Genomic DNA, 26,557 nt, shown 5'->3' with positions numbered 1-26,557 from the left:
CGATGGGCACATACGGCATCCCGTATCGGGCGTGCCGTCACAGAGACGACAGGAGGTTCGTCATGGCCAGCTACCACGCAGCAGCCGCCCGCCGGCGCCGCGCCACCGGCCCTGCCCCCTCACTGACCGGCCCCGCGAGCGATGTGCACCCTGTGCTCCGCCGGGCCACGGCCCCGCCCGCCGCCCTCGACCTGCTCGCCCAGGCCCGCGCGGGACTGGACGAGGCCGCCGTTCTGGAGACACCGAACGAGCGCTATGCCACGGCCCATCTCGCCGCCCTGCGCACCGCCGCCGCTGTACTCGCCGCGCGGGGGCGGCCGGAGCTCTCGCCCAGGCGCCGGGCCCGGATCAGGAGCGCCTGGGAAGTGCTCCCCGAAATCGCGCCCGAACTCACCGAGTGGAGCGCGCTGTTCGCCTCCGGCGCCCGGCGCCGCGCCCGGGCCGAGGCGGGCATCCAGGGCGCGGCCAGCCGCCGGGACGCCGACGACCTGATACGCGACGTGGCGATGTTCCTACGCCTCGTCGAGCGGATGCTGGTGCTCCAGCCGGTCCTGCCGCAGCCGCGACCCGAGCCGGACGCGGAGGAGACCGACGGCCCACGTCCCCCGCGCGCCGACATGCCCGACGCGGGCTGAAGGCGCATCGGCCCAGGGGCGGGCCCGCCCTTCCCGTCCGCCGGACGGGACAGGCGGCCTCCCGTGGAACCGCGCGGGCCGAGTGGGCCGTCGTAGGCAATAGGGTGGAGGGCGCCTGAAGCCTTCCCGTTCCGGTACCCCGGGCCAGGGAGGCAGCCCGTTCGCTCCGCCCCGCAAGTGGCGGTGCCGTGCCGAGGAGTCAACTGCCGTGTCGGACCCGATGCGCCCCCGAGCCTCTCTCCGTACCGCCGTGGTCTGGGAGGTCCTCCAGGACGCCCTGGACCGTCGGGTCAAGGCCACGGGCCGGCAGGCGCTGGACGTCCTCGACACCGGAGGCGGCAGCGGCAACTTCGCGGTGCCCCTCGCCCGCCTCGGCCACCGCGTCACCGTCGTCGACCCCAGCCCGAACGCGCTCTTCGCCCTGGAGCGGCGCGCCGCCGAGGCCGACGTCGCCGACCGGGTGCGCGGCGTGCAGGGAGACGCCCACGGCCTGTTCGACGTGGTCGAGCGCGGCGCCTACGACGTCGTGCTGTGCCATGGCGTCCTGGAGTACGTCGACGACCCCGCCGAGGGTGTCCGCAACGCGGTGGCCGCTCTGCGCGCCGAGGGCGTGCTCAGCCTGCTCGCCGCCGGTCTGGGCGGTGCGGTGCTGGCGCGGGCCCTCGCCGGACACTTCAAGGAGGCCAAGCAGGCCCTGCAGGACCCGGACGGCCGCTGGGGCCAGGGTGACCCCGTGCCGCGCCGCTTCACCGCCGAGCAGCTCACCGAGCTCGTCGAGGGCGCCGGCCTGCGGGTCGGTGCCGTGCACGGGGTGCGGGTCTTCGCCGACCTGGTCCCCGGTGTGCTGGTGGACACCGAGCCCGGGGCCCTGGAGGCGCTGCTGAAGCTGGAGGAGGCGGCGGCCGAGCTGCCCGCCTTCCACTCGGTGGCCACGCAGCTCCATGTGCTCGGCGAGACACGAGAGGCCGCCGAGGCCTGAGCCGCCCTCCGTGAGCGGACCGCGAGGGCGCGCCGTTGATCAGGGACTTGGCTGCACATGGAGTACGCCACAGGCCCCCCGATCGGGCGCTGTGCGCCGTATGATCGAGGGAGACCGTTCCGGCATGACGGGTCGGCTGCTGGGGAATGCAGATCTCAGCGAGCCGGGACGTCCATGGCGGATCCCGGTTGGCCAATTGGCGTAGAGGGGCGGGTTTCACGGGGGCGATTCCCTGCCTATCCTGAAGGGACCCCCCGGGTCGCCCCGGCGACTGCACGATGAGGAGGACTCCGTGCCGCTCTCGGAGCACGAGCAGCGAATGCTCGAGCAGATGGAGCGAGCGCTGTACGCCGAAGATCCCAAGTTCGCGTCGGCGCTTGAGGGAAGCGGGCTGCGTACGTACACCCGGCGGCGGGTCTACCAGGCGGTCGCGGGCTTCCTCGTTGGTATTGCGCTCCTCATGGCTGGAATGGTCGCCAAGCAGGTATGGCTCAGCGTGGTGGGCTTCCTCGTCATGCTGGGTTGTGCGGTACTCGCCGTGACCGGCTGGCGCAAGGCCCCCAAGCCGGGCGAACAGCCCGCGGGCGGCCCGCACGCCCACCGTCAGCCCCGCCAGAAGCGCTCCATGATGGACCGGATCGAACAGCGCTGGCAGCGCCGCCGTGACGAACAGGGCGGCCATTAGCTCGTCGAGCAGCTCCTGAACATACGCAGGGGGTGACCACCGACTGGGTGGTCACCCCCTGACGTATGCCCTCGTAGGTGCTGGGGAGCCGGGGTGGGGGGGAGATGCCCCCCCGAGGCCGCCGCTCCAGCCCGAGGCCGCCGCTCCAGCCCAAGGCCGTCCTCCGGCTACCGGCGTCTCGGCGTTCCGGCTATCGGCGTCCCTGCGGACCCCCGGCGACCCGTCACCCCCGCTGCCCCGGCGCGGACGGCTTGCGCAGCGTCGGTCGGGAGGCGGCGGCACGCTGCTTGAGGGCCGCCCACCAGTCCCACAGGGCCCATGCCACGCGCACGCTGGAGCGCGGGGCCAGCAGGGCGCGCAGGTTCGTCGTCCAGCTGACCTTGGCCTCCAGGTCGGACAGGACGCGGCGGACGTCCTCCGCGAGTCCGGCCGGCGGGTGGGGGCTGGGGGCGTACAGGACCTGTTCCACCGCGTCGGCCACCCGGTGCACCGAGGCCGCGGCCGGCGGGTCGAGATGGGCCAGGCGGACGATGCGGGCGGCGGCCTTGCGGGGTGTCTGGGAGTGGTCCGGGGGGATGCCGAAGTCCCAGGCGAGGTCCGTCAGTTCCCCCCAGACCGCCAACGTGTGGAGCGACACGTCCGCCTCCGTGCGGCCATGCGCGCCCAGCCTCACCGCCCGGGTCCGCAGCCGCCACAGCATCGGCGCCAGTGGGATCAGCAGCGCCGCCAGCCCGCCGAGCACCCACGCCAGGACGGCGTACCACTTCGGGCCGTCGTCATCCGTGGTCAGCGCGGCCTGCGGGGACTCGCTCGCGCACAGCTCCGGGTTCTGCCCCGCGCAGCTCTCGCTCGTCGACGGCGAGGCGGAGGGCCCCGTGCTCGCCGACTGCGTGGGCCGCGCGATGTCCGGGAGCGTGGAGCCGGGCGTGTCCGACTGGGTGTACGGCGGGACCGAACCCCGGGTCGGCGTCGGCTCGAAGCGGGTCCAGCCCACGCCCTCGAAGTACAGCTCGGGCCAGGCGTGCGCGTCCTTCAGCCCTACCGAGACCGACCCGTCGCCCTGAGGCGTACCGGGCGCGAAGCCCACCGCGACCCGGGCCGGTATGTCGAGCGAGCGGGCCATCGCCGCCATCGCGAAGGAGAAGTGGACGCAGAAGCCCTGCTTGTCCCGCAGGAAGCGGGCGATCGCCTGGCGGCCGCTGCCGACCTTGACGTTGGTGTCGTACTGGAAGCCGCCCGTGACGGCGAAGTACTCCTGGAGCTTGACCGCCTGCTCGTAGTGGCTGGTCGAGCCTTTGGTGACCTCGCGCGCGGTCCGGGAGACCACCGCGGGCAGCGAGTCGGGCAGCTCGGTGAACTCGCGCTTCAGGGCGGTGGGCGGCTCCGGCGCGCCCGCGAGCTGCTCCGCCGTCGGTTGCACATCGAGGCTGCGCACGGTGTACGTCGCCCCGCGTGTGGTCTGCCGGCGGTCGCCGACGACCGTCATGCCCAGCGGTTCGTACCGCCACCTGCCCTCGATGCTCACACCGCTGGGCGGATACGGCATCGGCAGCCAGTTCTGGCCGTACCAGTCGGCGGCCGAGATCGTCGTCTCGACCTCCGCCCGCCGCACGTCGGGGCCGAGACCCAAGGGCGTGGGGAACCGGTCCGGCACGGCCTGGATGTCGCGCTTGGACGGCTGCCAGGTGGTGCCGTCGAAGTCGTCCAGGGACACGATCCGCAGGTACAGGTCGGAGATGTCGTCCGTGTTGGTCTTCAGGGACATGACCTCGCGGTCCTCGTCCACGTTCAGGCTGTCGCGCAGCGACACCAGCGGGTTCACCGCGGAGATCGTGCCCCCGCTGCCGGTGCCGGAGCCCACCCCCGCGCCCGCCGCGTCCAGCAGGCCGCTGTTCATCGCGGGCAGCGCGAGCGGGACCACCAGGGCGATGCCGAGCGCGACCACGCCGATGCGCCGCCCGGTGCGGACCGGCGCCACCGCGCCGCTCGGCTCCCCGCCGGGCGTGCGTGGCGCTCCGCCGAAGATGCGGCCCCACTGCGAGAGCCGGTCGCGCCCCTCGGTCAGGAGCAGCATCAGATAGCCCGCTGCGGCGATCAGGAACCACAGCCAGTCCGCGCCGCCGTCGGACAGCCCCGCCGCCACGGAGTACAGCGCCAGCAGCGGCAGCCCGGCCGGGGCCGCGCTGCGGAACGTCACCGCGAGGGTCTCCACCGCCAGGCCGATGATCAGGACGCCGCCGATGAGCATCAGCCGGATGCCGTCGGACAGCGGCGCCGGGATCGAGTACCGGCTGACGTCGTCCGCGCCGGCCTGCAACAGGTCGGCGAAGTGGCGGAAGGCGTCCGGGCCGGGAAGCACTCCGAAGATCGCCTGCTGGTTGGCGAAGGTCAGGGTGAGCAGCATCAACGCCGCGAGGGCCTGCGCCGCCACCGTCACGGGCCGGGCCAGCGGCACCCGCCGGGTCGCCATGCCCACGCCGGTCTGGATCGCCAGCAGGAAGATCGCCTGCAGGTACCAGGTGACCGGGGACACCAGCGGCAGCAGGGCGCAGGCCGCCATCAGTGTGGCCGCCGCGGCGCACAGCGCCATCCGTGTCCGCCCGCTCATGCCGGTCCCCCCTCGCCCCGGGCGCCACTTGTCGCGGCGGCGTCCGTACGCGCTCGGTCCGCCTGGCGCCACAGCTCGTTCAGCGAGGCGCCCCGCGGCACGCTCAGGGCCGTCCAGCCCGCCTCGCGCAGCATCCGCAGCCGCTCCTCGCTCCTGTCCAACGCACCCGGCACATCGGTCGGTTCCCGCACCCAGGCCGCGCTGTCCAGCACGAAGGCCACCGCGCCCCCACTGCGCTGCCGCATCTTGGCGGCAACCGCCGCCTGCTCCTCGTCGAGGGCGCCGAAGAAGGCGACCAGCAGCCCGTCGTTGCCGCCGCGCAGGACGTCGTACGCCCGCGACAGTCCCGTGCCGTCCGAGTGGTCGATCACCGCCAGGGTGTCCATCATCAGCCCGGCCGCGTCCGCCGACCCCTGGCTCGCGCCCGCGAAGCCGTCGGCGCCCTCGCCGGGCACCGAGCTGCCGGTGTCGGTGAGCAGCCGTGCGGAGAAGCCCCGCTCAAGCATGTGGACCAGCACGGACGCGGTGCCCGACACGGCCCACTCGAAGGCCGAGTCCGGGCCCGCGCCCTGGAAGGCCAGGCCCCGGGTGTCCAGCAGCACCGTGCAGCGGGCGCGCTGCGGCTGCTCCTCGCGGCGCACCATCAGCTCGCCGTAGCGCGCGGTGGAGCGCCAGTGCACGCGGCGCAGGTCGTCGCCGTAGCGGTAGCCGCGCGGGATCACGTCGTCCTCGCCGGCCAGCGCCAGCGAGCGCTGCCGTCCGTCGCCGTAGCCCTTCGCCTCCCCGCTGAAGCGGACCGGCGGGAGCGGCTCCACGCGCGGGATGACCGTCAGGGTGTCGTACGTGGAGAAGGACCGGGTCAGCTCGCACATCCCGAACGGGTCGGTCAGGCGCAGCTGCAACGGGCCCAGCGGGTAGCGGCCGCGCAGGTCGGAGCGCACGCGGTAGGACACCTCGCGCCGGCCGCCCGCCTCCACCCGGTCCAGCACGAAGCGCGGGCGCGGGCCGAGGACGTACGGCACCCGGTCCTGGAGCATCAGCAGGCCGGTGGGCAGCCGGGAGACGTTGTCCATCCGCAGATGGACGCGGGCCTCGCTGCCGGCGGGCACGCGCGCGGGGGAGAGCCGGCGGCTGCCCGCGACCCGGTAGCGCGTGCGGTACAGCACGGTCGTGCAGACCAGCGGCAGGACGGCGAGCAGCAGCCCGACGCGCAGCAGGTCGCTCTGGCCGAGGACATAGGCGCAGACGGCGGCCGCGACCCCGGCGGCCAGGAAGGAGCGGCCGCGCGTGGTCAGACCGGCCAGTGCCGTGCGCAGCCCGCTCGCGTCGCCGCGGTCGGCCTCGGCCTGGCCTGTCGCGCCGGAGGCCATCACAGCCTCCGCGGCGGCTGCTGGCCGTACGCCGGAGTGCCCCGGCCGAGGCCCCCGAAGCCGCTCTGCTGCTGGGGCGCGGCGGGCACCGGGGTGCGCTGGAGGATCTCCTGGACGACCTGCTCGGACGTCCGGCGGTTCAGCTGGGCCTGGGCGGTGGGCAGCAGGCGGTGGGCCAGGACGGCCACGGCGAGGGCCTGCACGTCGTCGGGCAGCGCGTACTCCCGGCCGCTCAGGGCCGCCGATGCCTTCGCCGCGCGCAGCAGGTGCAGGGTCGCGCGCGGGGAGGCGCCGAGTCTGAGGTCCGGGTGGGTGCGGGTGGCCGCGACCAGCTCCACCGCGTACCGGCGGACCGGCTCGGCGACGTGGACACCGCGGACCGCGTCGATCAGCTTCACGATGTCGTGCGCGTGCGCCACCGGCTGGAGGTCCTCCAGCGGCGAGACGCCGCCGTGCACGTCCAGCATCTGCAGTTCGGCCTCCACGCTGGGGTAGCCGACGGAGACGCGGGCCATGAAGCGGTCGCGCTGGGCCTCGGGCAGCGGGTAGGTGCCCTCCATCTCGACCGGGTTCTGCGTGGCCACCACCATGAAGGGGCTCGGCAGCTCGTAGGTCTGGCCGTCGATGGTGACCTGGCGCTCCTCCATGGACTCCAGCAGCGCGGACTGCGTCTTCGGCGACGCGCGGTTGATCTCGTCACCGATCACGATCTGGGCGAAGATCGCGCCGGGCTTGAACTCGAAGTCCTTGCGCTGCTGGTCCCAGATGGACACGCCCGTGATGTCGGAAGGCAGCAGGTCGGGCGTGAACTGGATGCGCCGCACCGAACAGTCGATGGACCGCGCCAGGGCCTTCGCGAGCATCGTCTTGCCCACGCCCGGGACATCCTCGATCAGAAGATGCCCCTCGGCGAGCAGCACGGTCAGCGAAAGCCGTACGACCTCGGGCTTGCCCTCGATCACTTCCTCCACCGAACTGCGGACTCGCTCCACAGTGGCGGTCAGATCAGTGAGGCTCGCTCGATCGTCATAGGTCGTCACCCGGCCCTCCTCGGCCCGTTCTTTCCGGGCCGCCGCTCTGCGCTGCGGACCGGCCCACCCCTGGAACACGGACACCACGCGGGAAAGGTTCCGCGTGTTGCCACACCCGCATTCTTGCTGCCGTTACCGATTCGTGTCACTCGCCTGTGGACAACTGCCTGCGATATGTCGGGTCTTACGGCCTTTTGGGCACGCCAGAGCCGGAATTGACAGCGAAACGACAGCTACGGCGGATGGTTACGCGGGCTTGCGGGAGGCCGGACCGGGGCGGCGTGAACGGTTACGCGGGGTCGATCTCGCGCAGCAGACCGGTCCGCACGTCGAAGACGAAGCCGCGGACGTCGTCGGTGTGCATCAGGAACGGCGACGTGCGCAAGCGCTGCATCGACTGGCGTACGTCCTGGTCGACGTCCCGGAAGGCCTCCACGGCCCAGGCTGGGCGCTGGCCGACCTCCATCTCCAGCTCGGTGCGGAAGTCCTCGGTGATCGCCTCCAGGCCACAGCCGGTGTGATGGATCAGAACGATGCTGCGGGTGCCGAGCTTGCGCTGGCTGATCGTGAGCGAGCGGATCACGTCATCGGTGACCACGCCGCCGGCGTTGCGGATGGTGTGGCAGTCACCGAGTTCCAGACCGAGCGCGGCGTGCAGGTCGAGCCGGGCGTCCATGCAGGCCACGACGGCGACGCGCAGGACGGGACGGGCGTCCATGCCGGGGTCGGTGAAGGCGGCGGCGTATCGCTCGTTCGCCTCGACGAGGCGGTCGGTGACCGTGCCGCCGCGGGCTATCGCGCTTTCCGGACCAGCGGGAACCGATGCAGAAGTCGTCATACCCATGACGGTACTGGTCACGGCCGAAATGGTCCTGCTGTGAGGGGGGACAAAGAACATCAATGAGCCTTGTTGTGAGCTAACCCACAGGGGTGGCGTGAGTGCACCCATACGAGCGATTTCCCCTGCTGTGCGGCGTCGCCGGAACCCGAAGCGGCGACGCGCAGGCCGGTTGATTGACCGCGGGACTCGGTGGACTAAAGTGACGCGAAGCGGGAGGCGACTCTCCCTGCTGGACTGATTTCCCCCGGAGACCCCGGCGCTTTTGCCGGAGATCTCCCCACGTGCGCGGCGCGTACGTACGGCTCGGCCTCCTCCCGCTCCCGGTCGGCTGACGCTTCCGGCGCCGGCAGGCCTCCCCTTCACGAGCGGGCGGGGACCCGGCGGTGCGTACGGCCGCGCCGGATCTGAGAGGGCCCCTTGAGTCAGAGTCGACATGTCCCGGTGATGCTCCAGCGGTGCCTGGACCTGTTGGCCCCCGCCCTGCAGCGGCCGGGAGCGGTGGTCGTCGACTGCACGCTCGGCCTCGGCGGCCACAGCGAGGCCCTCCTGCAGCAGTTCCCCGAGGCCCGGCTGGTCGCCCTCGACCGCGACAAGGAGGCCCTGCGCCTGTCCGGCGAGCGGCTCGCCCCGTACGGCGAGCGCGCGACCCTCGTGCACGCCGTCTACGACGAGCTCCCGGAGGTCCTGGACCGGCTCGGCATCGCGCGCGTGCAGGGCGTGCTGTTCGACCTCGGCGTCTCCTCCATGCAGCTCGACGAGGCCGACCGAGGCTTCGCCTACGCCCAGGACGCCCCGCTCGACATGCGCATGGACCAGACGACCGGCATCAGCGCCGCCGAGGTCCTCAACACCTACCCGGCCGGCGAACTCGTCCGGATCCTGCGCACGTACGGCGAGGAGAAGCAGGCCAAGCGGATCGTGGCCGCGATCGTGCGCGAGCGGGAGAAGGAGCCGTTCAGCAACAGCGCGCGGCTCGTGGAGCTGATCCGCGACGCCCTTCCGCAGGCCGCCAAGCGCACCGGCGGCAACCCGGCCAAGCGCACCTTCCAGGCGCTGCGCATCGAGGTCAACGGCGAGCTCTCCGTCCTGGAGCGGGCCATCCCGGCCGCCGTGGAGGCCCTCGACGTCGGCGGGCGGATCGCGGTGCTGTCGTACCACTCGCTGGAGGACCGGCTGGTCAAGCAGGTGTTCGCGGCCGGCGCCGCCAGCACCGCCCCGCCCGGGCTGCCCGTGGTCCCCGAGCGTTACCAGCCCCGGCTCAAGCTGCTGACGCGCGGTGCCGAACTTCCCACCGAGGAAGAGGTCGCCGAGAACCGGCGCGCGGCACCGGCGCGCCTGCGCGGGGCCGAGCGCATCAGGGAGTCCATCGAATGAAGGGCGTGCGGCACAGGCGGTCGCCGGGGTCCAGGATTCAAACTCGCCAGTGGGAGAACCGGACTCAAGGGAGGGTGAGTGAGTAGGAAACCCGAACTGAGGGGGCGTGCCGCCCGGCTCGCGCGGCTTTTCCCCACCGGGGCCGGGCAAGCCGCCCGCACCCCCTTCGTCCTCCTCGTCGTCCTTCTCCTCGGCGGCGGCCTCATCGGCCTCCTCATGCTGAACTCCGCCCTCAGCGAGGGCGCGTTCAAACTCGACGACCTGGAGAGGGAGACCAAGGCCCTCACCGACGAGGAGCAGTCCCTGCAGCGGGACATCGACGCCTACTCCGCCCCCGACGCCCTCCAGCGCCGCGCCCGCGAACTCGGCATGGTCCCCGGCGGCGACCCGGCCTTCCTCGGCCCCGACGGCACGGTCAAGGGCGTCCCCTCCCCGGCGCCGGCCGATCCGAACGCGGCGTACGCCCCCCTCGTCCTCGCCCCCGAGGCCCTCGTCAGCGAGCCCACGGTGCCCCCGGCACCCAGCCCGACGCCCGCCACGCCGGCCACCGGGGCCGGCGTGGCCGGCGTGGCGGCGCCGCAGGACGCACCCTCCGATCCCTACGCACCGTCCGGGGCCACCTCCCCCGCGCCTGGATACGCGCCCCCGCAGGCCGCCCCCGCCGCGCCGCAGTACGCGCCCCCGGCGCAGCAGTCCATCCCGTCCGCCCAGTCCTCCACATACCCGACCCCCGGCAGGTGACGGAAGTGTCCGACAGGGAACCGCCGCGCCGCCGCGTGCCCGGACCCGCGAAGCCCGCCCGCTCCGGCGGCGCCCAGCGGCGCCAGGGCCCCGGCGCCCGCCCGGCCCGCCGCCCGGCACCACCCCGCCCCGCGGCCCGGATCATCCGGCTGGGCAGCCCCCGCCCCCGGCTGCGCATGGTCGGCCTGGCCCTGACCCTCGTCCTGAGCGCCTTCGTCGTACGGCTGCTCCAGGTCCAGGCCGTCGACGCGAGCACCTACGCCGCCAAGGCGGAGAAGAACCGGTACGTCGGCTACACCCTGGCCGCAGAGCGCGGCGGCATCACCGACCGCAACGGCGTGGCGCTGGCGACCAGTGTGGACGCGTACGACATCACGGCCGACCCCACGCTGTTCAGCCGCGAGCAGCTGAAGATCGACGACGGCCCCGAGCAGGCGGCGGCCCTCCTCGCGCCGATCCTCGGTCAGGAGCAGGAGACGATCGTCAGGAAGCTGCGGCCCGAGAACAAGAACTCGCGCTACACCCTGCTGGCGCGCCGCCAGACCCCGCAGGTCTGGAAGCAGATCAAGGACCTGAAGAACGCGCTGGCCACCAAGGCCGAGAAGGACAAGAGCACGGTCAACGTCCTCGCGGGCGTCCTGTCGGTCGCCAGCAGCAAGCGCGTGTACCCGAACGGCGACCTCGCCGCCGGGATACTGGGCTGGGTCAACGCCGACGGCAAGGGCGGCGGAGGAATCGAGCAGCAGCTGAACAAGGAGCTGTCCGGGAAGGACGGCGAGATCCGCTACGCCCAGTCCGGCGGACGCCAGGTGCCCACCGTGAGCGCCACCGAGACGCCCGCCGTCCCCGGCAGCGACGTCGAGCTCACCATCGACCGCGACATCCAGTGGGCCGCGCAGAACGCGATCAGCGAGCAGGTGAAGAAGTCCAGGGCGGACCGCGGCTATGTGATCGTCCAGGACGCCCGCACCGGCCAGGTCCTCGCCATGGCCAACTCGCCCGGCTTCGATCCGAACGACCTCGCCGAGGCCAGCGGCGAGAACATGGGCAACGCGGCCGTCCAGGACGCCTTCGAGCCCGGCTCCACCGCGAAGGTCATGTCCATGGCCGCCGTACTGGAGGAGGGCGTGGCCACACCGGGCACGCATGTCGTCGTGCCCAACCGGCTGCACCGCGGCGACCGGCTCTTCAAGGACGACATCGACCACGAGACCTGGTATCTCACGCTCAACGGCGTGCTCGCCAAGTCCAGCAACATCGGCACCATTCTCGCCACCGGCCAGCTGGGCAGGACCCAGCCGCAGGCCAACAGGGTCCTCTACGACTACCTGCGCAAGTTCGGCCTCGGCAGCTACACCGGGCTCGGCTTCCCCGGCGAGACCCCGGGCATCCTCGCCGCCCCGGACAAGTGGTCCACCTCGCAGCAGTACACGATTCCTTTCGGCCAGGGCGTGTCCATCAACGCGATGCAGGCGGCCTCCGTCTACTCGACGATCGCCAACGGCGGCGTCCGGGTCGAACCCTCGCTCGTGCGCGGCACCAAGGGACCCGACGGGCAGTTCACCCCCGCCCCCGCGCCCAAGAAGACCAGGGTCATCAGTGCGAAGACGGCGAAGACCCTCGCCCAGATGCTGGAGTCGGTCGTGGACGACCGGGAGGGCACCGGCACCAAGGCGCGCATCCCCGGCTACCGGGTCGCGGGCAAGACGGGTACGGCGAACCGAGTGGATCCGGCCACCGGCAAGTACCGCGGCTACACGTCGTCGTTCGCCGGCTTCGCGCCCGCCGACAAGCCGCGTGTCACGGTCTACTGCGCGATCCAGAACGCCACCGCGGGCAACTACTTCGGTGGCCAGATCTGCGGGCCCATCTACAAGCAGGTGATGGAGTTCGCCCTGAAGACCCTCCAGATCCCGCCGACCGGGGCCAGGCCCGCGAAGCTCCCGGTCGCCTACAACTGACCACCCTGATCAGCACCGAGCAGCCAGGAACCACCTCGTGACAACGATCACCCCCGACTCCGGGAACCAGAGCGCACCCCGCCCCTCACTTCGCTCCCAGGCGGGTGCGCCCGGTACGCTCACCGCCGTGCCACACGCTGATCAGTCCCAAACCACCCAGAAGGGGCATCCCGTGACGTATCCGGGGCCGCCCAGGCCGGTCCAGGTCTCCGCCACACCCCTCGCGGAGCTCGCCGATCAGCTGGGTGTCCCCGCGCCGGAACCCGCGGAAAGCGCCGCCGTCACGGGCATCACCCATGACTCGCGCGCCGTCCGCCCCGGCGACCTGTACGCCGCCCTCCCGGGCGCCCGCCTGCACGGCGCCGACTTCGTCACGCAGGCCGCCGGCCTCGGCGCCGTCGCCGTGCTGACCGACCCGACGGGGGCCGAGCGCGCCGCCGCGACCGGCCTGCCGGTCCTGGTCGTCGAGGACCCGCGCGGGCGGATGGGCGAGCTGGCGGCCACGATCTACGGCCACCCCGGCCGCGACCTGCTGCAGATCGGCATCACCGGCACGTCGGGCAAGACCACCACCGCGTATCTCGTCGAGGGCGCCCTCAAGACGGCCCGCACCACCGGACTCATCGGCACGGTGGAGATGCGCGTCGGCGACGAGCGCATCAAGTCCGAGCGGACTACCCCCGAAGCCACCGACCTCCAGGCCCTGTTCGCCGTCATGCGCGAACGCGGCGTCGAGGCGGTCGCCATGGAGGTCTCCAGCCACGCGCTGGTCCTCGGCCGGGTCGACGGGTGCGTCTTCGACATCGCCGTCTTCACCAACCTCAGCCCGGAGCACATGGAGTTCCACTCCGACATGGAGGACTACTTCCGGGCCAAGGCGCAGCTGTTCACCCCGAAACGCAGCAAACTCGGCGTCGTCAACCTCGACGACGAGTACGGCCGCAGGCTCGCCAAGGAGGCCACCGTCCCGGTCATCACCTTCTCGGCCGAGGGCCACCCCGACGCCGACTGGCGCGCCGAGGGCGTCGAGATCGGACCCATGGACTCGACGTTCACCGTGCTCGGGCCCAAGGGCGAGCGGATCGCCGCCAGGTCGCCGATCGCGGGCCCCTTCAACGTGGCGAACACCCTCGCCGCCATCACCGCCCTGGCCGCCGCCGGCCTCGACGCGCAGGCCGCCGCCGACGGCATCGCCGCCGTGCCGGGCGTGCCGGGCCGGCTGGAGCGCGTGGACGCCGGGCAGCCGTATCTCGCGGTCGTGGACTACGCCCACAAGACCGACGCGGTCGAGTCGGTGCTCAAGGCGCTCCGCAAGGTCACCGAGGGCAAGCTGCACGTCGTGCTCGGCTGCGGCGGGGACCGCGACACGACCAAGCGCGCGCCGATGGGCGCCGCCGTGGCCCGGCTCGCCGACACCGCCGTACTGACCTCCGACAACCCCCGCTCCGAGGACCCCCTCGCGATCCTCGCGACCATGCTGCAGGGCGCGGCGTCCGTGCCCGTGCACGAGCGTGGCGAGGTGCAGGTCTTCGAGGACCGGGCCGCCGCGATCGCCGCGGCCGTCGCCCGCGCACAGCCCGGCGACACCGTGCTGGTCGCCGGCAAGGGCCATGAGCAGGGCCAGGACATCGCCGGAGTGGTCCGTCCCTTCGACGACCGCCAGGTGCTTCGCGAAGCTATCCAGAAGACCCAGGGATGAACTTGTGATCGCCCTCTCTCTCGCCGAGATCGCAGAAGTCGTCGGCGGGCAGACGCACGACATACCGGATCCGTCCGTCCAGGTCACCGGACCCGTCGTCCGGGACTCCCGGGAAGTGGAGACCGGCACCCTCTTCGCCGCCTTCGTCGGCGAGCGCGTGGACGGCCACGACTTCGCCCGGCAGGTCGTCGAAGCGGGCGCCGTCGCCGTACTGGCGTCGCGCCCCGTCGGCGTGCCCGCGATCGTCGTGGCCGACGTCCAGAAGGCGCTCGGCGCCCTCGCCCGGCATGTCGTACGACGGCTCGGCGCGACCCTCGTGGCCCTGACCGGCTCGGCCGGCAAGACCAGCACCAAGGACCTGATCGCCCAGGTGCTTCAGCGCAAGGCGCCCACCGTGTGGACGCCGGGCTCGCTCAACAACGAGATCGGGCTGCCGCTGACCGCGCTCACCGCCACCGAGGAGACGAGGTTCCTCGTCCTGGAGATGGGCGCCCGCGGCATCGGCCACATCCGCTATCTCACCGATCTGACGCCCCCGAAGGTCGGCCTCGTGCTCAACGTCGGCACCGCCCACATCGGCGAGTTCGGCGGCCGTGAGCAGATCGCGCAGGCCAAGGGCGAGCTCGTGGAGGCCCTTCCGGAGGACGGCGCCGCGATCCTCAACGCCGACGACCCCCTCGTACGGGCCATGGCGTCCCGTACGAAGGCGAAGGTGATCCTTTTCGGAGAGTCAGGCGAAGCGGACGTACGCGCCGAGAACGTGCGACTCACGGACAGCGGACAGCCGTCCTTCATGCTTCACACACCCTCCGGGTGCAGCGATGTGACCATGCGCCTGTACGGTGAGCACCACGTGTCGAACGCGCTCGCCGCGGCCGCCGTCGCCCATGAGCTGGGCATGTCCGCGGAAGAGATCGCCACCGCGCTCTCCGAGGCGGGCTCCCTCTCCCGCTGGCGTATGGAGGTCACCGAGCGCCCGGACGGCGTGACCATCGTCAACGACGCCTACAACGCGAACCCCGAGTCCATGCGGGCTGCCCTCAGGGCGCTGGCGGCCATGGGCAAGGGGCGCCGTACGTGGGCGGTGCTCGGCAAGATGGCCGAGCTCGGGGACGAGGCGCTCGCCGAGCACGACGCGGTCGGACGGCTCGCCGTCCGGCTCAACGTCAGCAAGCTCGTCGCGGTCGGGGGCAGGGAAGCGTCCTGGCTGCAACTGGGCGCATATAACGAGGGTTCGTGGGGTGAGGAGTCGGTGCACGTGTCCGACGCACAGGCGGCGGTCGACCTGTTGCGCAGCGAGTTGCGCCCAGGAGACGTCGTACTCGTGAAGGCGTCCCGTTCGGTCGGTCTGGAGAGCGTCGCCGAGGCGCTGCTCGCGGGCGGTACCGAGGGTGAGGTTGCCGCCCGATGATGAATCAGATCCTGTTCTCAGGAGTCATTGGCCTCTTCCTGACCCTGGTCGGCACCCCGCTGCTGATCAAGCTGCTGGCCCGCAAGGGCTACGGCCAGTACATCCGGGACGACGGCCCGCGCGAGCACCACAGCAAGCGCGGTACGCCGACCATGGGTGGCATCGCCTTCATCCTGGCGACGATCGCCGCGTACTTCCTGTCCAAGCTGATCACCGGCAAGCCGCCGACGTTCTCCGGCATCCTGGTGATCGGTCTGATGGCCGGCATGGGTCTGGTCGGCTTCCTGGACGACTACATCAAGATCGTCAAGCGTCGTTCGCTGGGTCTGCGGGCCAAGGCCAAGATGGCCGGCCAGCTGCTCGGCGGTATCGCCTTCGCGGTGCTCTCGCTGCAGTTCGCGGACAACCGCGGCAACACCCCGGCCTCCACCAAGCTCTCCTTCGTGCAGGACTTCGGCTGGTCCATCGGCCCGGTGCTGTTCGTCGTCTGGGCGCTGTTCATGATCCTCGCCATGTCGAACGGCGTGAACCTGACGGACGGCCTGGACGGCCTCGCCACCGGCGCCTCCGTGCTGGTCTTCGGCGCCTACACGTTCATCGGCGTCTGGCAGTTCCAGGAGTCCTGCGCCAACGCGCAGACGCTGGCCAACCCCACCGCCTGTTACGAGGTGCGCGATCCACTCGACCTCGCCGTAGTCTCCTCCGCGCTGATGGGCGCCTGCCTCGGCTTCCTGTGGTGGAACACCTCGCCCGCCAAGATCTTCATGGGCGACACCGGGTCGCTGGCCCTGGGCGGCGCGCTGGCCGGTCTGGCGATCTGCTCCCGCACGGAGCTGCTGCTCGCCATCCTCGGCGGTCTCTTCGTGCTGATCACCATGTCGGTGGTCATCCAGGTCGGCTCCTTCCGCCTCACCGGCAAGCGCGTCTTCCGCATGGCGCCACTCCAGCACCACTTCGAACTCAAGGGCTGGTCCGAAGTGCTCGTCGTGGTCCGTTTCTGGATCATTCAGGGCATCTGTGTGATCGTCGGACTGGGCCTCTTCTACGCGGGATGGGCAGCGGACAAGTGACCGACTGGCAGGGAAAGAACGTCACCGTCGCCGGGCTCGGCGTCTCCGGGATCCCGGCGGCCAAGGTGCTGCACGGCCTCGGCGCGAACGTCACCGTCGTCAACGACGGCGACGACGCACGCGCGCGTGCCCAGGCCGAGGAGCTGGAGGCGCTCGGCATCGCCGTCCGCCTCGGCGACGGCGCGACCCTGCCCGAAGGTACCGAGCTGATCGTCACCACGCCCGGCTGGAAGCCGGACAAGCCGCTGTTCGCCGCCGCCGAGCAGGCCGGCGTCCCGGTCTGGGGCGACGTCGAGCTGGCCTGGCGGCTGCGCGGGCCCGACGCCGCACCGTGGCTCGCCGTCACCGGCACCAACGGCAAGACCACCACGGTCCAGATGCTCGCCTCCATCCTCCAAGCGGCGGGCCTGCGCACCGCCGCCGTCGGCAACATCGGCGTCTCGCTGCTCGACGCGGTGCTCGGCGAGGAGCAGTACGACGTCCTGGCCGTGGAGCTGTCCAGCTACCAGCTCCACTGGGCCCCCTCGCTGCGGGCACACTCGGCGGCCGTGCTGAACATCGCCCCGGACCACCTCGACTGGCACGGCTCCATGGAGGCGTACGCCGCCGACAAGGGCCGCATCTACGAGGGCAACCGCGTCGCCTGCGTCTACAACGTCGCCGACAAGGCCACCGAGGACCTGGTGCGCGAGGCCGACGTCGAGGAGGGCTGCCGCGCCATCGGCTTCACCCTCGGCACCCCGGCCCCCTCCCAACTCGGCGTGGTGGAGGGCATCCTGGTCGACCGCGCCTTCGTCGAGAACCGGCAGAAGAACGCCCAGGAGCTCGCCGAGGTCTCCGACGTCAACCCGCCCGCCCCGCACAACATCGCCAACGCCCTCGCGGCGGCGGCCCTCGCCCGGGCCTACGGGGTGCCCCCCAAGGCCGTACGGGACGGCCTGCGGGCCTTCACCCCGGACGCCCACCGCATCGCACACGTGGCGGACGTGGACGGGGTCGCCTACGTCGACGACTCCAAGGCCACCAACACGCACGCGGCGGAGGCCTCGTTGGCGGCGTACGAGTCCATCGTCTGGATCGCGGGCGGACTCGCCAAGGGAGCCGTCTTCGAGGAGCTGGTCGCCAAGTCGGCGAAGCGGCTTCGCGGAGCCGTGCTCATCGGCGCGGATCGCGGCCTGATCCGGGAAGCCCTCGCGCGACACGCGCCGGAAGTACCCGTCGTCGACCTCGACCGGACCGACACTGGGGCGATGCCGGCGGCGGTCCAGGAGGCGCAGCGGCTCGCGCGGCCCGGTGACACGGTGCTCCTTGCCCCGGCCTGTGCCTCGATGGACATGTTCGCCAACTACAACCAGCGCGGTGACGCGTTCGCGGAGGCGGTTCGCGAACTCGGCGCGGGCGCCTGACGGCGGGTCTCGGCCACTGCGGGTGCTTCGGGACCCCGCCGTGAAGTGGAGGGACGCGTGACTCGGATGTGGCCGGACGGCAGGTACTCGCCCGGCGAGGCGGTGAGCGCCGATGCCCGGTAGCCGTACGGGACGGCCTCCCGCCCAGCGGGCCGTTCGGCGCCCCGCCCCGCTCCGGCCGCCGCGCGACAGCGCCGTACGACGCCTGTACACGCGCCTGCACCGGGCATGGGACCGGCCGCTCACCGCGTACTACCTGATCCTCGGCGGCAGTCTGCTGATCACCGTGCTCGGGCTGGTGATGGTCTACTCGGCCTCCCAGATCACCGCGCTGCAGATGTCGCTGCCCGGTTCGTACTTCTTCCGCAAGCAGCTGCTGGCCGCGGTGATCGGCGCCGGGCTGCTGTTCGCCGCCTCCCGGATGCCCGTGAAGCTGCACCGGGCGCTGGCCTATCCGATCCTCGCGGGCGCCGTCTTCCTGATGGCGCTCGTGCAGGTGCCCGGGATAGGAGTCGCGGTCAACGGCAACCAGAACTGGATCGCCCTCGGCGGCTCCTTCCAGATCCAGCCCAGCGAGTTCGGCAAGCTCGCGCTGGTGCTGTGGGGCGCCGACCTGATCGCCCGCAAGGAGGACAAGCGGCTGCTGAGCCAGTGGAAGCACATGCTGGTGCCGCTCGTGCCGGTCGCCTTCATGCTGCTCGGACTGATCATGCTCGGCGGCGACATGGGTACGGCGATCATCCTGTCGGCGATCCTGTTCGGCCTGCTGTGGCTGGCGGGGGCGCCGACCCGGCTCTTCGTGGGGGTACTGTCGGTCGCCGGCTCGATCGGCGTGCTCCTCATCAAGAGCAGTGAGAACCGCATGGCCCGCCTGCAGTGCCTCGGCGCCACCGAGCCGCGCAGCGGTGCCGTCGACTGCTGGCAGGCCGTGCACGGCATCTACGCGCTCGCCTCCGGCGGAATCTTCGGCTCCGGCCTCGGTGCGAGTGTGGAGAAATGGGGCCAACTCCCCGAAGCCCACACCGACTTCATCTTCGCCGTCACCGGTGAGGAACTGGGCCTGGCGGGGACGCTGTCGGTGCTCGCCCTCTTCGCGGCTCTAGGCTATGCGGGTATCCGCGTGGCCGGACGCACGGAGGACCACTTCGTGAGGTATGCCGCGGGAGGCGTGACCACCTGGATCACCGCGCAAGCCGTGATCAACATCGGTGCGGTGCTCGGCCTGCTGCCGATCGCCGGCGTCCCCCTCCCGCTGTTCTCCTACGGAGGGTCCGCCCTGCTGCCGACCATGTTCGCCATCGGGCTGCTGATCGCCTTCGCGCGCGACGAGCCCGCTGCGCGGGCGGCGCTTTCGGGGCGGCAACCCCGCTTTGGTAGAAAGCGTGCGGGAGGCGCCGGCCGCGGCCGGGAGCCTCGGAGATGGAACACGATGCGACGGCGTGCCTCGGCGGCGCGTTCGTCCGGAGAGCGGTGAATTTCGGTGCATGTCGTACTCGCCGGTGGGGGGACCGCCGGCCACATCGAGCCCGCGCTCGCCCTCGCGGACGCCCTGCGCAGGCAGGACCCGACCGTGGGGATCACGGCCCTGGGCACGGAGCGCGGCCTTGAGACCCGGCTCGTGCCAGAGCGGGGCTACGAGCTCGCGCTGATCCCCGCCGTACCCCTGCCGCGCAAGCCGACGCCCGAGCTGATCACCGTCCCGGGCCGGCTGCGCGGCACGATCAAGGCCGCCGAGCAGGTCCTGGAGCGCACCAAGGCGGACGCCGTGGTCGGCTTCGGCGGCTATGTCGCCCTGCCCGGCTACCTCGCCGCCAAGCGCCTCGGGGTGCCGATCGTCATCCACGAGGCCAACGCCCGCCCGGGCCTGGCCAACAAGATCGGTTCGCGGTACGCCGCCCAGGTCGCCGTCTCCACCCCGGACAGCAAGCTGCGGGGCGCGCGCTACATCGGCATCCCGCTGCGCCGCTCCATCGCCACCCTCGACCGGGCCGCGGTCCGCCCGGAGGCCCGCGCGATGTTCGGGCTCGACCCGAACCTGCCCACGCTGCTGGTCTCCGGCGGTTCGCAGGGCGCCCGCCGCCTCAACGAGGTCGTCCAGCAGGTCGCGCCCTACCTCCAGCAGGCCGGGATCCAGATCCTGCACGCGGTCGGACCGAAGAACGAACTGCCGCAGGTCCACCAGATGCCGGGAATGCCCCCCTACATCCCGGTAAGTTACCTGGACCGGATGGACCTCGCGTACGCCGCGGCCGACATGATGCTCTGCCGCGCGGGCGCGATGACCGTCGCCGAACTCTCCGCCGTCGGACTCCCGGCCGCCTATGTCCCGCTGCCCATCGGCAACGGCGAGCAGCGGCTCAACGCCCAGCCGGTGGTCAAGGCCGGCGGCGGGCTGCTGGTCGACGACGCGGAACTCACCCCCGAGTGGGTGCAGCAGAACGTCCTGCCCGTGCTCGCCGACCCGCACCGGCTGTACGAGATGTCCCGCGCCGCCGGCGAGTTCGGCCGCCGGGACGCCGACGACCTGCTCGTCGGCATGGTGTACGAGGCGATCGCCTCGCATCGACGTTAGGACCGTTGACGGAGGGCAGGGAGCGTGGCCGGACCGACTACCGCCGAGCGCGGTGAACGGCAGCAGGAGTCGTCCGACCCGCCCCTCGCCCGGCGGCGATCGAGGCTGTCGCGCCTTCGTGTGATCATCATTCTTGCGGTCGCCCTCGTGCTGATCGGCGCGGGCGCCGGCTGGCTGTTGTACGGCTCACAGTGGCTGCGTGTCGAGCGGGTGTCGGTCGCCGGGACCCGGGTCCTGACGCCCGCACAGGTCCGCGAGGCGGCCGACGTCCCGGTCGGGGCACCGCTGATTTCCGTCGACATCGAGGCGATTGAGGCACGACTGCGCCAGAAATTGCCCCGAATTGACGTGGTTGACGTGGCCCGCTCCTGGCCCCATGGAATCAGCCTGAAAGTGACGGAGCGTGCTCCGGTTCTGGTTGTCCAAAAGGGCGGAAACTTCGTCGAAGTGGACAAGAAAGGTGTCCGATTCGCCACGGTTTCCGAGCCCCCGAAAGGGGTCCCCGCACTGGAATTGGCGCTGTCCCGGTCGAGTTCCGCCGCGGCCAGCCTGCGCCGCTTCGGCGAGGTCCGTCTGGTCCGGGAGGCGGTGCGTGTCGCGGACGCGCTTCCGGCCGCCGTCGCGCGGAACACCCAGGTCGTCAAGGTCCGCTCCTACGACGACATCTCGCTGGAGTTGAACGACGGCCGGATCGTCGCATGGGGGAGTGGCGAGAAGGGCGCCGCGAAGGCTCGCGCGCTCACCGCTCTCATGAAAGCCTCGCCGGATGCAGGGCACTTCGACGTCAGCGTTCCCACCGCCCCTGCGTCATCGGGGAGTTGACGCACATCTGCGCAGGCCAGCACCCTGGTTGGGCAGCGACACGGCTGATCACATAGGGTGAAAAGAAAAACGGGAGGTTCGGCGTGTTCGTTGAACGTGCGCCACTTGTCGACTTAGTGTCCTGTTCAGAAGACTTCAAGGAACAGACACACTGGTAACCCTAAACTTCAGGGTTAGGGTTCGGGTCGGCGCTACGGACCGTCCCATTCGGCATCTGTCGCCGGTTCACGAAGGCTGAGCGCTTCCCGTGATCCGACGACCCGTAACTCGAGGCGAGAGGCCTTCGACGTGGCAGCACCGCAGAACTACCTCGCAGTCATCAAAGTCATCGGTGTCGGCGGCGGTGGTGTCAATGCCATCAACCGGATGATCGAGGTCGGTCTCAAGGGCGTCGAGTTCATCGCTATCAACACCGACGCGCAAGCTCTGTTGATGAGCGACGCCGACGTCAAGCTCGACGTCGGCCGTGAACTCACCCGCGGACTCGGCGCCGGAGCCAACCCGGCCGTCGGCCGCAAGGCCGCCGAGGACCACCGCGAGGAGATCGAGGAGGTCCTCAAGGGGGCCGACATGGTCTTCGTGACGGCCGGTGAAGGCGGTGGCACCGGCACCGGCGGCGCGCCCGTCGTGGCCAACATCGCACGCTCCCTTGGCGCCCTCACCATCGGCGTGGTCACGCGCCCGTTCACCTTCGAGGGACGGCGCCGCGCGAACCAGGCCGAGGACGGCATCGCCGAACTCCGCGAAGAGGTCGACACCCTCATCGTCATCCCGAACGACCGGCTGCTGTCCATCTCGGACCGCCAGGTCTCGGTCCTCGACGCCTTCAAGTCCGCGGACCAGGTCCTGCTCTCCGGTGTCCAGGGCATCACCGACCTCATCACCACGCCTGGCCTCATCAACCTCGACTTCGCCGACGTCAAGTCGGTCATGTCCGAGGCCGGTTCGGCCCTCATGGGCATCGGCTCGGCCCGCGGCGACGACCGTGCGGTGGCCGCGGCCGAGATGGCGATCTCCTCGCCGCTCCTGGAGGCGTCCATCGACGGCGCCCGGGGCGTGCTGCTCTCCATCTCCGGCGGCTCCGACCTCGGCCTGTTCGAGATCAACGAGGCCGCCCAGCTGGTCAGCGAGGCCGCCCACCCCGAGGCCAACATCATCTTCGGCGCGGTCATCGACGACGCCCTCGGCGACGAGGTGCGGGTCACCGTGATCGCAGCCGGCTTCGACGGGGGCCAGCCGCCGGCCCGCCGGGACAACGTCCTCGGCTCGACCTCGTCCTCCCCGGCCCGCCGCGAGGAGCCCACTCCGGTACGGCAGCAGCCGGAGAGCCGCCCGTCCTTCGGCTCGCTCGGCAGCGTCACGCCGAAGGAGGACCCCGAGCCCGACCCGGAGCCGGTGGCCGACATCCCGGTCGCCCCGCCGGTGCCGCCGTCGCGGACCTACGCCGACAGCGCGGCGGAGGAGCTGGACGTCCCGGACTTCCTCAAGTGATCCTTCCGACGTGATAGGACAGCACGACACCGTGAGCGGCGCGCACTTCGCCTTCACCGACCGGTGGGGCGGGGTGAGCGCCGCTCCGTATGAGGAGCTCAATCTCGGCGGAGCGGTCGGCGACGACCCCGAGGCCGTACGGACCAACCGGGAACTGGCCGCCAAGTCGCTCGGCCTCGATCCGGCCCGGGTGGTCTGGATGAACCAGGTGCACGGCGACGACGTCGCCGAGGTCGAGGGACCGTGGGTCACCGGGCCGCCCCCGGAGGTGGATGCCCTGGTGACCGCCGCCCGGGGACTCGCCCTCGCCGTGCTGACCGCCGACTGCGTGCCGGTCCTCCTGGCCGATCCGGTCGCCGGAGTGGTCGCCGCCGCCCACGCCGGACGCCCCGGACTGGTCAAGGGGATCGTGCCCGCCGCCGTCGACGCGATGCGGTCGCTCGGCGCCGACCCCGCCCGGATCGTCGTCCGCACCGGCCCCGCCGTCTGCGGCCGGTGCTACGAGGTGCCGGAGACGATGCGCGCCGAGGTGGCCGCCGTGGAGCCGACGGCGCACGCCGAGACGAGTTGGGGCACTCCCGCGGTCGATGTGGGCGCAGGAGTGCACGCACAGCTCGCACGACTCGGAGTGCGCGACCGGGAGCAGTCGCCGGTGTGCACGCGGGAGTCGACCGATCACTTCTCGTACCGCCGCGACCGCACGACCGGTCGGCTCGCGGGCTATGTCTGGCTGGACTGAATGGACATGACGGACCGTAAGGGCGAACTCGCCGCAAATCTGGCGAAGGTGGAGAACCGAATCGCCGCGGCATGCGCGGCCGCCGGGCGGGACCGGGCGGAAGTGACCTTGATCGTGGTCACCAAGACCTATCCCGCGAGCGATGTGCGGATCCTGTCGGAACTCGGTGTCCGCCATGTCGCCGAGAACCGGGACCAGGACGCGGCACCGAAGGCCGCCGCATGCTCGGATCTGCCCCTTACTTGGCATTTTGTCGGTCAGCTCCAGACCAACAAGGTGCGATCTGTGGTCGGTTACGCGGATCTCGTGCAGTCCGTCGATCGTTCCAAGCTGGTGACGGCCCTGTCGAAGGAGGCCGTACGGCAGGAGCGCGAGGTGGGCTGCCTCATCCAGGTGGCGCTGGATGCGGGAGAGAGCCGGCGGGGCGAGAGGGGAGGCGTGGCGCCGGGCGGAGTCGAGGAGTTGGCGGATCTCGTCGCGAAGGCTCCGGGGTTGCGGCTGGACGGTCTCATGACCGTCGCTCCGCTCACCGGGGAGTACGCGGGGCGCCAACAGGCGGCGTTCGAGCGGTTGATGGATTTGTCGACCGACCTGCGCCGAGCACATCCGGCTGCGAACATGGTGTCGGCAGGGATGAGTGCGGACCTCGAAGAGGCCGTGGCGGCCGGTGCGACACATGTGCGCGTCGGCACTGCGGTACTCGGAGTCCGCCCCAGGCTCGGGTAACGTCGCCAGGAAGTCGGACCACAGCAGAATATATGGTCAATGCCGTCGAAAGGCGGGCGTAACGACCGCGTGGATCGCGGGCACTTGGCAGTCGTCAGCCGATCCACCACAGAGCGGAGGACTCAGAGCATGGCCGGCGCGATGCGCAAGATGGCGGTCTACCTCGGCCTCGTGGAGGACGATGGGTACGACGGCCGGGGGTTCGACCCCGATGACGACTTCGAGCCCGAACTGGACCCGGAGCCCGAGCGGGACCACCGACGGCACGAGCCGTCCCACCAGTCGCACAGCGCACATCAGTCCCAAAGGGACGAAGAGGTGCGAATCATTCAACCACCCGCGCCTCGCGAGCCGGTCGCCCGAGCGACTTCGCTAGCCGCGGAATCCGGCCGCCCGGCGCGCATCGCGCCCGTGGCATCCATCACACAAGAACGCGCAAGCCTGGAGAAGAACGCACCGGTGATCATGCCCAAGGTCGTGTCGGAACGAGAGCCTTATCGGATCACCACGCTTCACCCGCGGACCTACAACGAGGCCCGTACTATCGGGGAACACTTCCGTGAGGGCACCCCGGTGATCATGAATCTGACTGAGATGGATGACACAGACGCGAAGCGACTTGTCGACTTTGCGGCTGGTTTGGTGTTTGGTCTTCACGGCAGCATCGAGCGGGTGACGCAGAAGGTGTTTCTGTTGTCGCCTGCTAACGTCGATGTCACGGCGGAGGACAAGGCCCGCATCGCAGAGGGCGGGTTCTTCAACCAGAGCTGAGACGCACCACCGGAAACGACCGCACGGAACAGGGAACAGGGGAGAGGGAAGCACCAGTCATGAGCGTGGTCCTGCAAGTTCTCTACATCGCGCTGATGGTCTTCCTCATCGTGCTCATCTTCCGGCTGGTCATGGACTACGTCTTCCAGTTCGCCCGCTCATGGCAACCCGGCAAGGCGATGGTGGTCGTTCTGGAGGCCACCTACACTGTCACTGATCCACCGCTCAAGCTTCTGCGGCGGGTCATCCCGCCGCTGCGTCTCGGGGGCGTGGCGCTCGACCTGTCCTTCTTCGTACTGATGATCATCGTCTACATCCTGATCACGCTCGTACGGAGCGCGATGTGAGCGATGTGACAGATACGGTCTTGCCGACTGCCGACGACTACGTTGAGGTGAAGAGATGCCGTTGACCCCCGAGGACGTGCGGAACAAGCAGTTCACGACCGTCCGCCTCCGAGAAGGCTATGACGAGGACGAGGTCGATGCCTTCCTCGATGAGGTCGAAGCCGAACTGACCCGCCTGCTCCGCGAGAACGAGGACCTGCGCGCCAAGCTGGCCGCGGCCACGCGTGCTGCTGCCCAGAACCAGCAGAACATGCGCAAGCCTCCGGAGGGCCCCGGCGGTCCTCAGGACCAGCAGCAGGGCATGCGCGGTCCGGGTGCTCCCGTCCCCGCCGGGATATCGGGCCCGCCGCAGCAGCAGATGGGCGGCCCCATGGGTGGCCCGCCCCAGCTGCCGAGCGGTGCCCCGCAGCTGCCCGCCGGTCCCGGCGGTCAGGGTGGTCCGCAGGGTCCCGGTCCGATGGGCCAGGGTCCGGGGCCGATGGGCCAGCCCCCCATGCAGCAGATGGGCGGCCCGATGGGTGGTCCGATGGGCGGCCCCATGGGCGGTCCCGGTCAGGGCGGCCCCGGTGGCGACAGCGCCGCGCGCGTTCTGTCGCTGGCCCAGCAGACCGCCGACCAGGCGATCGCCGAGGCCCGTTCCGAGGCCAACAAGATCGTCGGCGAGGCGCGTTCGCGTGCCGAGGGTCTTGAGCGTGACGCCCGTGCCAAGGCGGACGCCCTGGAGCGGGACGCGCAGGAGAAGCACCGTGTTGCGATGGGCTCCCTGGAGTCCGCCCGCGCCACGCTGGAGCGCAAGGTCGAGGACCTGCGTGGCTTCGAGCGCGAGTACCGCACGCGGCTGAAGTCCTACCTGGAGTCCCAGCTGCGCCAGCTGGAGACGCAGGCGGACGACTCGCTCGCCCCGCCGCGCACCCCGGCCACGGCGTCTCTCCCGCCGTCCCCGGCGCCCTCCATGGCACCGGCCGGCGCGAGCGCCCCGTCGTACGGCGGCAACCAGACGATGGGCGGCGCCCCGTCTCCGGCCGGCCCGTCCTACGGCGGTCAGCAGCAGATGTCCCCGGCGATGACCCAGCCGATGGCACCGGTCCGCCCGCAGGGTCCGTCCCCGATGGGCCAGGCTCCCTCGCCGATGCGTGGGTTCCTGATCGACGAGGACGACAACTGACGGTTGGTAGTACGCCGTAGGCGTCGGCAGCGTTCAGGGCGGGGCCCCGGATTTCGATCCGGGGCCCCGCCCTTTTGCTACGCGTGTTCACGGTGTTTGCGGCGTTTGTTCGG

General features: G+C 71.2%; 23 protein-coding genes. 19 read left to right on the top strand and 4 right to left on the bottom strand.

Going from position 1 to position 26,557, the window contains the following annotated elements; genetic code table 11:
• Nucleotides 1–62 precede the first annotated feature (62 nt).
• The 3 genes from AQI70_RS01975 (at nucleotide 63) to AQI70_RS01965 (ending at nucleotide 2,299) form a co-directional block, all read left to right on the top strand.
• On the top strand, nucleotides 63–635 hold the full coding sequence (locus AQI70_RS01975) for an SAV_6107 family HEPN domain-containing protein (RefSeq protein WP_062143139.1): 573 nt from the start codon (nucleotides 63–65) through the stop codon (nucleotides 633–635).
• 208 nt (nucleotides 636–843) lie between these two features.
• On the top strand, nucleotides 844–1,614 hold the full coding sequence (locus AQI70_RS01970) for a methyltransferase (protein ID WP_062143136.1): 771 nt from the start codon (nucleotides 844–846) through the stop codon (nucleotides 1,612–1,614).
• A gap of 292 nt (nucleotides 1,615–1,906) precedes the next feature.
• Nucleotides 1,907–2,299, top strand: a complete 393-nt coding sequence (locus AQI70_RS01965; RefSeq protein ID WP_062143133.1) for a DUF3040 domain-containing protein — start codon at nucleotides 1,907–1,909, stop codon at nucleotides 2,297–2,299.
• A gap of 223 nt (nucleotides 2,300–2,522) precedes the next feature.
• Here AQI70_RS01965 and AQI70_RS01960 read toward each other — a convergent pair whose 3' ends face one another.
• The 4 genes from AQI70_RS01960 to AQI70_RS01945 form a co-directional block, all read right to left on the bottom strand.
• The gene (locus AQI70_RS01960; protein WP_062144952.1) at nucleotides 2,523–4,907 is read right to left on the bottom strand and encodes a transglutaminase TgpA family protein; all 2,385 of its coding nucleotides are present in this window, start codon (nucleotides 4,905–4,907) and stop codon (nucleotides 2,523–2,525) included.
• Nucleotides 4,904–6,277, bottom strand: coding sequence for a DUF58 domain-containing protein (locus AQI70_RS01955; protein ID WP_062143130.1), 1,374 nt, complete (start codon nucleotides 6,275–6,277; stop codon nucleotides 4,904–4,906). Before AQI70_RS01955 ends, AQI70_RS01960 begins: the two co-directional genes overlap by 4 nt.
• On the bottom strand, nucleotides 6,277–7,317 hold the full coding sequence (locus AQI70_RS01950; RefSeq protein ID WP_037889621.1) for an AAA family ATPase: 1,041 nt from the start codon (nucleotides 7,315–7,317) through the stop codon (nucleotides 6,277–6,279). Before AQI70_RS01950 ends, AQI70_RS01955 begins: the two co-directional genes overlap by 1 nt.
• Nucleotides 7,318–7,597: 280 nt before the next feature.
• A complete protein-coding gene (locus AQI70_RS01945; RefSeq protein ID WP_062144949.1) occupies nucleotides 7,598–8,146 on the bottom strand; it encodes a beta-class carbonic anhydrase in 549 nt (182 codons plus the stop codon).
• A 420-nt stretch (nucleotides 8,147–8,566) separates the two neighbouring features.
• Here AQI70_RS01945 and rsmH point away from each other — a divergent pair, with 420 nt between their 5' ends.
• The 16 genes from rsmH to AQI70_RS01865 all read left to right on the top strand — a co-directional run bounded on the left by rsmH (nucleotide 8,567) and on the right by AQI70_RS01865 (nucleotide 26,444).
• A complete protein-coding gene (rsmH, locus tag AQI70_RS01940; protein WP_079051107.1) occupies nucleotides 8,567–9,523 on the top strand; it encodes a 16S rRNA (cytosine(1402)-N(4))-methyltransferase RsmH in 957 nt (318 codons plus the stop codon).
• A gap of 78 nt (nucleotides 9,524–9,601) precedes the next feature.
• A complete protein-coding gene (gene ftsL / locus AQI70_RS01935) occupies nucleotides 9,602–10,264 on the top strand; it encodes a cell division protein FtsL (RefSeq protein ID WP_062143124.1) in 663 nt (220 codons plus the stop codon).
• 5 nt (nucleotides 10,265–10,269) lie between these two features.
• Nucleotides 10,270–12,225, top strand: coding sequence for a peptidoglycan D,D-transpeptidase FtsI family protein (locus tag AQI70_RS01930; RefSeq protein WP_279616738.1), 1,956 nt, complete (start codon nucleotides 10,270–10,272; stop codon nucleotides 12,223–12,225).
• Nucleotides 12,226–12,397: 172 nt separating this feature from the next.
• Nucleotides 12,398–13,924 (top strand): UDP-N-acetylmuramoyl-L-alanyl-D-glutamate--2,6-diaminopimelate ligase, encoded by a 1,527-nt coding sequence (locus tag AQI70_RS01925; protein WP_062143120.1) that lies wholly within the window; start codon nucleotides 12,398–12,400, stop codon nucleotides 13,922–13,924.
• 4 nt (nucleotides 13,925–13,928) lie between these two features.
• The gene (locus AQI70_RS01920; RefSeq protein ID WP_062143117.1) at nucleotides 13,929–15,335 is read left to right on the top strand and encodes a UDP-N-acetylmuramoyl-tripeptide--D-alanyl-D-alanine ligase; all 1,407 of its coding nucleotides are present in this window, start codon (nucleotides 13,929–13,931) and stop codon (nucleotides 15,333–15,335) included.
• Nucleotides 15,332–16,405, top strand: coding sequence for a phospho-N-acetylmuramoyl-pentapeptide-transferase (gene mraY, locus AQI70_RS01915; protein WP_004001934.1), 1,074 nt, complete (start codon nucleotides 15,332–15,334; stop codon nucleotides 16,403–16,405). Before AQI70_RS01920 ends, mraY begins: the two co-directional genes overlap by 4 nt.
• Nucleotides 16,387–17,811 (top strand): UDP-N-acetylmuramoyl-L-alanine--D-glutamate ligase, encoded by a 1,425-nt coding sequence (murD, locus tag AQI70_RS01910; RefSeq protein WP_062143114.1) that lies wholly within the window; start codon nucleotides 16,387–16,389, stop codon nucleotides 17,809–17,811. Before mraY ends, murD begins: the two co-directional genes overlap by 19 nt.
• A 112-nt stretch (nucleotides 17,812–17,923) precedes the next feature.
• Nucleotides 17,924–19,285 carry a putative lipid II flippase FtsW gene (gene ftsW, locus AQI70_RS01905; RefSeq protein WP_062143111.1) on the top strand — a complete coding sequence of 454 codons (1,362 nt, stop codon included), beginning with the start codon at nucleotides 17,924–17,926 and terminating at the stop codon, nucleotides 19,283–19,285.
• A 6-nt stretch (nucleotides 19,286–19,291) separates the two neighbouring features.
• Entirely contained in the window at nucleotides 19,292–20,383 is a 1,092-nt protein-coding gene (murG, locus tag AQI70_RS01900) for an undecaprenyldiphospho-muramoylpentapeptide beta-N-acetylglucosaminyltransferase (RefSeq protein ID WP_062143108.1), read from the top strand.
• A gap of 24 nt (nucleotides 20,384–20,407) precedes the next feature.
• Nucleotides 20,408–21,205 (top strand): cell division protein FtsQ/DivIB, encoded by a 798-nt coding sequence (locus AQI70_RS01895; RefSeq protein WP_062143105.1) that lies wholly within the window; start codon nucleotides 20,408–20,410, stop codon nucleotides 21,203–21,205.
• 288 nt (nucleotides 21,206–21,493) lie between these two features.
• Complete coding sequence (gene ftsZ / locus AQI70_RS01890; RefSeq protein ID WP_004001939.1) at nucleotides 21,494–22,696, top strand: cell division protein FtsZ; 1,203 nt, start codon at nucleotides 21,494–21,496, stop codon at nucleotides 22,694–22,696.
• Between the two features lie 10 nt (nucleotides 22,697–22,706).
• Nucleotides 22,707–23,435, top strand: a complete 729-nt coding sequence (gene pgeF / locus AQI70_RS01885; protein ID WP_062143101.1) for a peptidoglycan editing factor PgeF — start codon at nucleotides 22,707–22,709, stop codon at nucleotides 23,433–23,435.
• 6 nt (nucleotides 23,436–23,441) lie between these two features.
• Entirely contained in the window at nucleotides 23,442–24,161 is a 720-nt protein-coding gene (locus AQI70_RS01880) for a YggS family pyridoxal phosphate-dependent enzyme (protein ID WP_062144946.1), read from the top strand.
• 129 nt (nucleotides 24,162–24,290) lie between these two features.
• Nucleotides 24,291–24,932 (top strand): cell division protein SepF, encoded by a 642-nt coding sequence (locus AQI70_RS01875; protein WP_062143098.1) that lies wholly within the window; start codon nucleotides 24,291–24,293, stop codon nucleotides 24,930–24,932.
• A gap of 59 nt (nucleotides 24,933–24,991) precedes the next feature.
• The gene (locus AQI70_RS01870; RefSeq protein ID WP_004001943.1) at nucleotides 24,992–25,279 is read left to right on the top strand and encodes a YggT family protein; all 288 of its coding nucleotides are present in this window, start codon (nucleotides 24,992–24,994) and stop codon (nucleotides 25,277–25,279) included.
• Nucleotides 25,280–25,334: 55 nt separating this feature from the next.
• A complete protein-coding gene (locus tag AQI70_RS01865) occupies nucleotides 25,335–26,444 on the top strand; it encodes a DivIVA domain-containing protein (RefSeq protein ID WP_062143093.1) in 1,110 nt (369 codons plus the stop codon).
• The last annotated feature ends 113 nt before the right edge of the window (nucleotides 26,445–26,557 follow it).

It is taken from the genome of Streptomyces curacoi, assembly GCF_001513975.1.
GTDB lineage: Bacteria > Actinomycetota > Actinomycetes > Streptomycetales > Streptomycetaceae > Streptomyces > Streptomyces curacoi.
Note: the sequence above shows the minus strand (reverse complement) of the source record. Positions and strands in the feature narration are given on the sequence as shown.

Bases quoted from the DNA above. Each gene is read 5' to 3' on its own strand.
- AQI70_RS01975 (WP_062143139.1), top strand. From the start codon at position 63: ATGGCCAGCTACCACGCAGCAGCCGCCCGCCGGCGCCGCGCCACCGGC.
- AQI70_RS01960 (WP_062144952.1), bottom strand. From the start codon at position 4,907: ATGAGCGGGCGGACACGGATGGCGCTGTGCGCCGCGGCGGCCACACTG.
- AQI70_RS01955 (WP_062143130.1), bottom strand. From the start codon at position 6,277: ATGGCCTCCGGCGCGACAGGCCAGGCCGAGGCCGACCGCGGCGACGCG.
- AQI70_RS01945 (WP_062144949.1), bottom strand. From the start codon at position 8,146: ATGACGACTTCTGCATCGGTTCCCGCTGGTCCGGAAAGCGCGATAGCC.
- mraY (WP_004001934.1), top strand. From the start codon at position 15,332: ATGATGAATCAGATCCTGTTCTCAGGAGTCATTGGCCTCTTCCTGACC.
- murD (WP_062143114.1), top strand. From the start codon at position 16,387: ATGGGCAGCGGACAAGTGACCGACTGGCAGGGAAAGAACGTCACCGTC.
- ftsW (WP_062143111.1), top strand. From the start codon at position 17,924: ATGCCCGGTAGCCGTACGGGACGGCCTCCCGCCCAGCGGGCCGTTCGG.
- AQI70_RS01880 (WP_062144946.1), top strand. From the start codon at position 23,442: ATGACGGACCGTAAGGGCGAACTCGCCGCAAATCTGGCGAAGGTGGAG.
- AQI70_RS01875 (WP_062143098.1), top strand. From the start codon at position 24,291: ATGGCCGGCGCGATGCGCAAGATGGCGGTCTACCTCGGCCTCGTGGAG.
- AQI70_RS01870 (WP_004001943.1), top strand. From the start codon at position 24,992: ATGAGCGTGGTCCTGCAAGTTCTCTACATCGCGCTGATGGTCTTCCTC.
- AQI70_RS01865 (WP_062143093.1), top strand. From the start codon at position 25,335: ATGCCGTTGACCCCCGAGGACGTGCGGAACAAGCAGTTCACGACCGTC.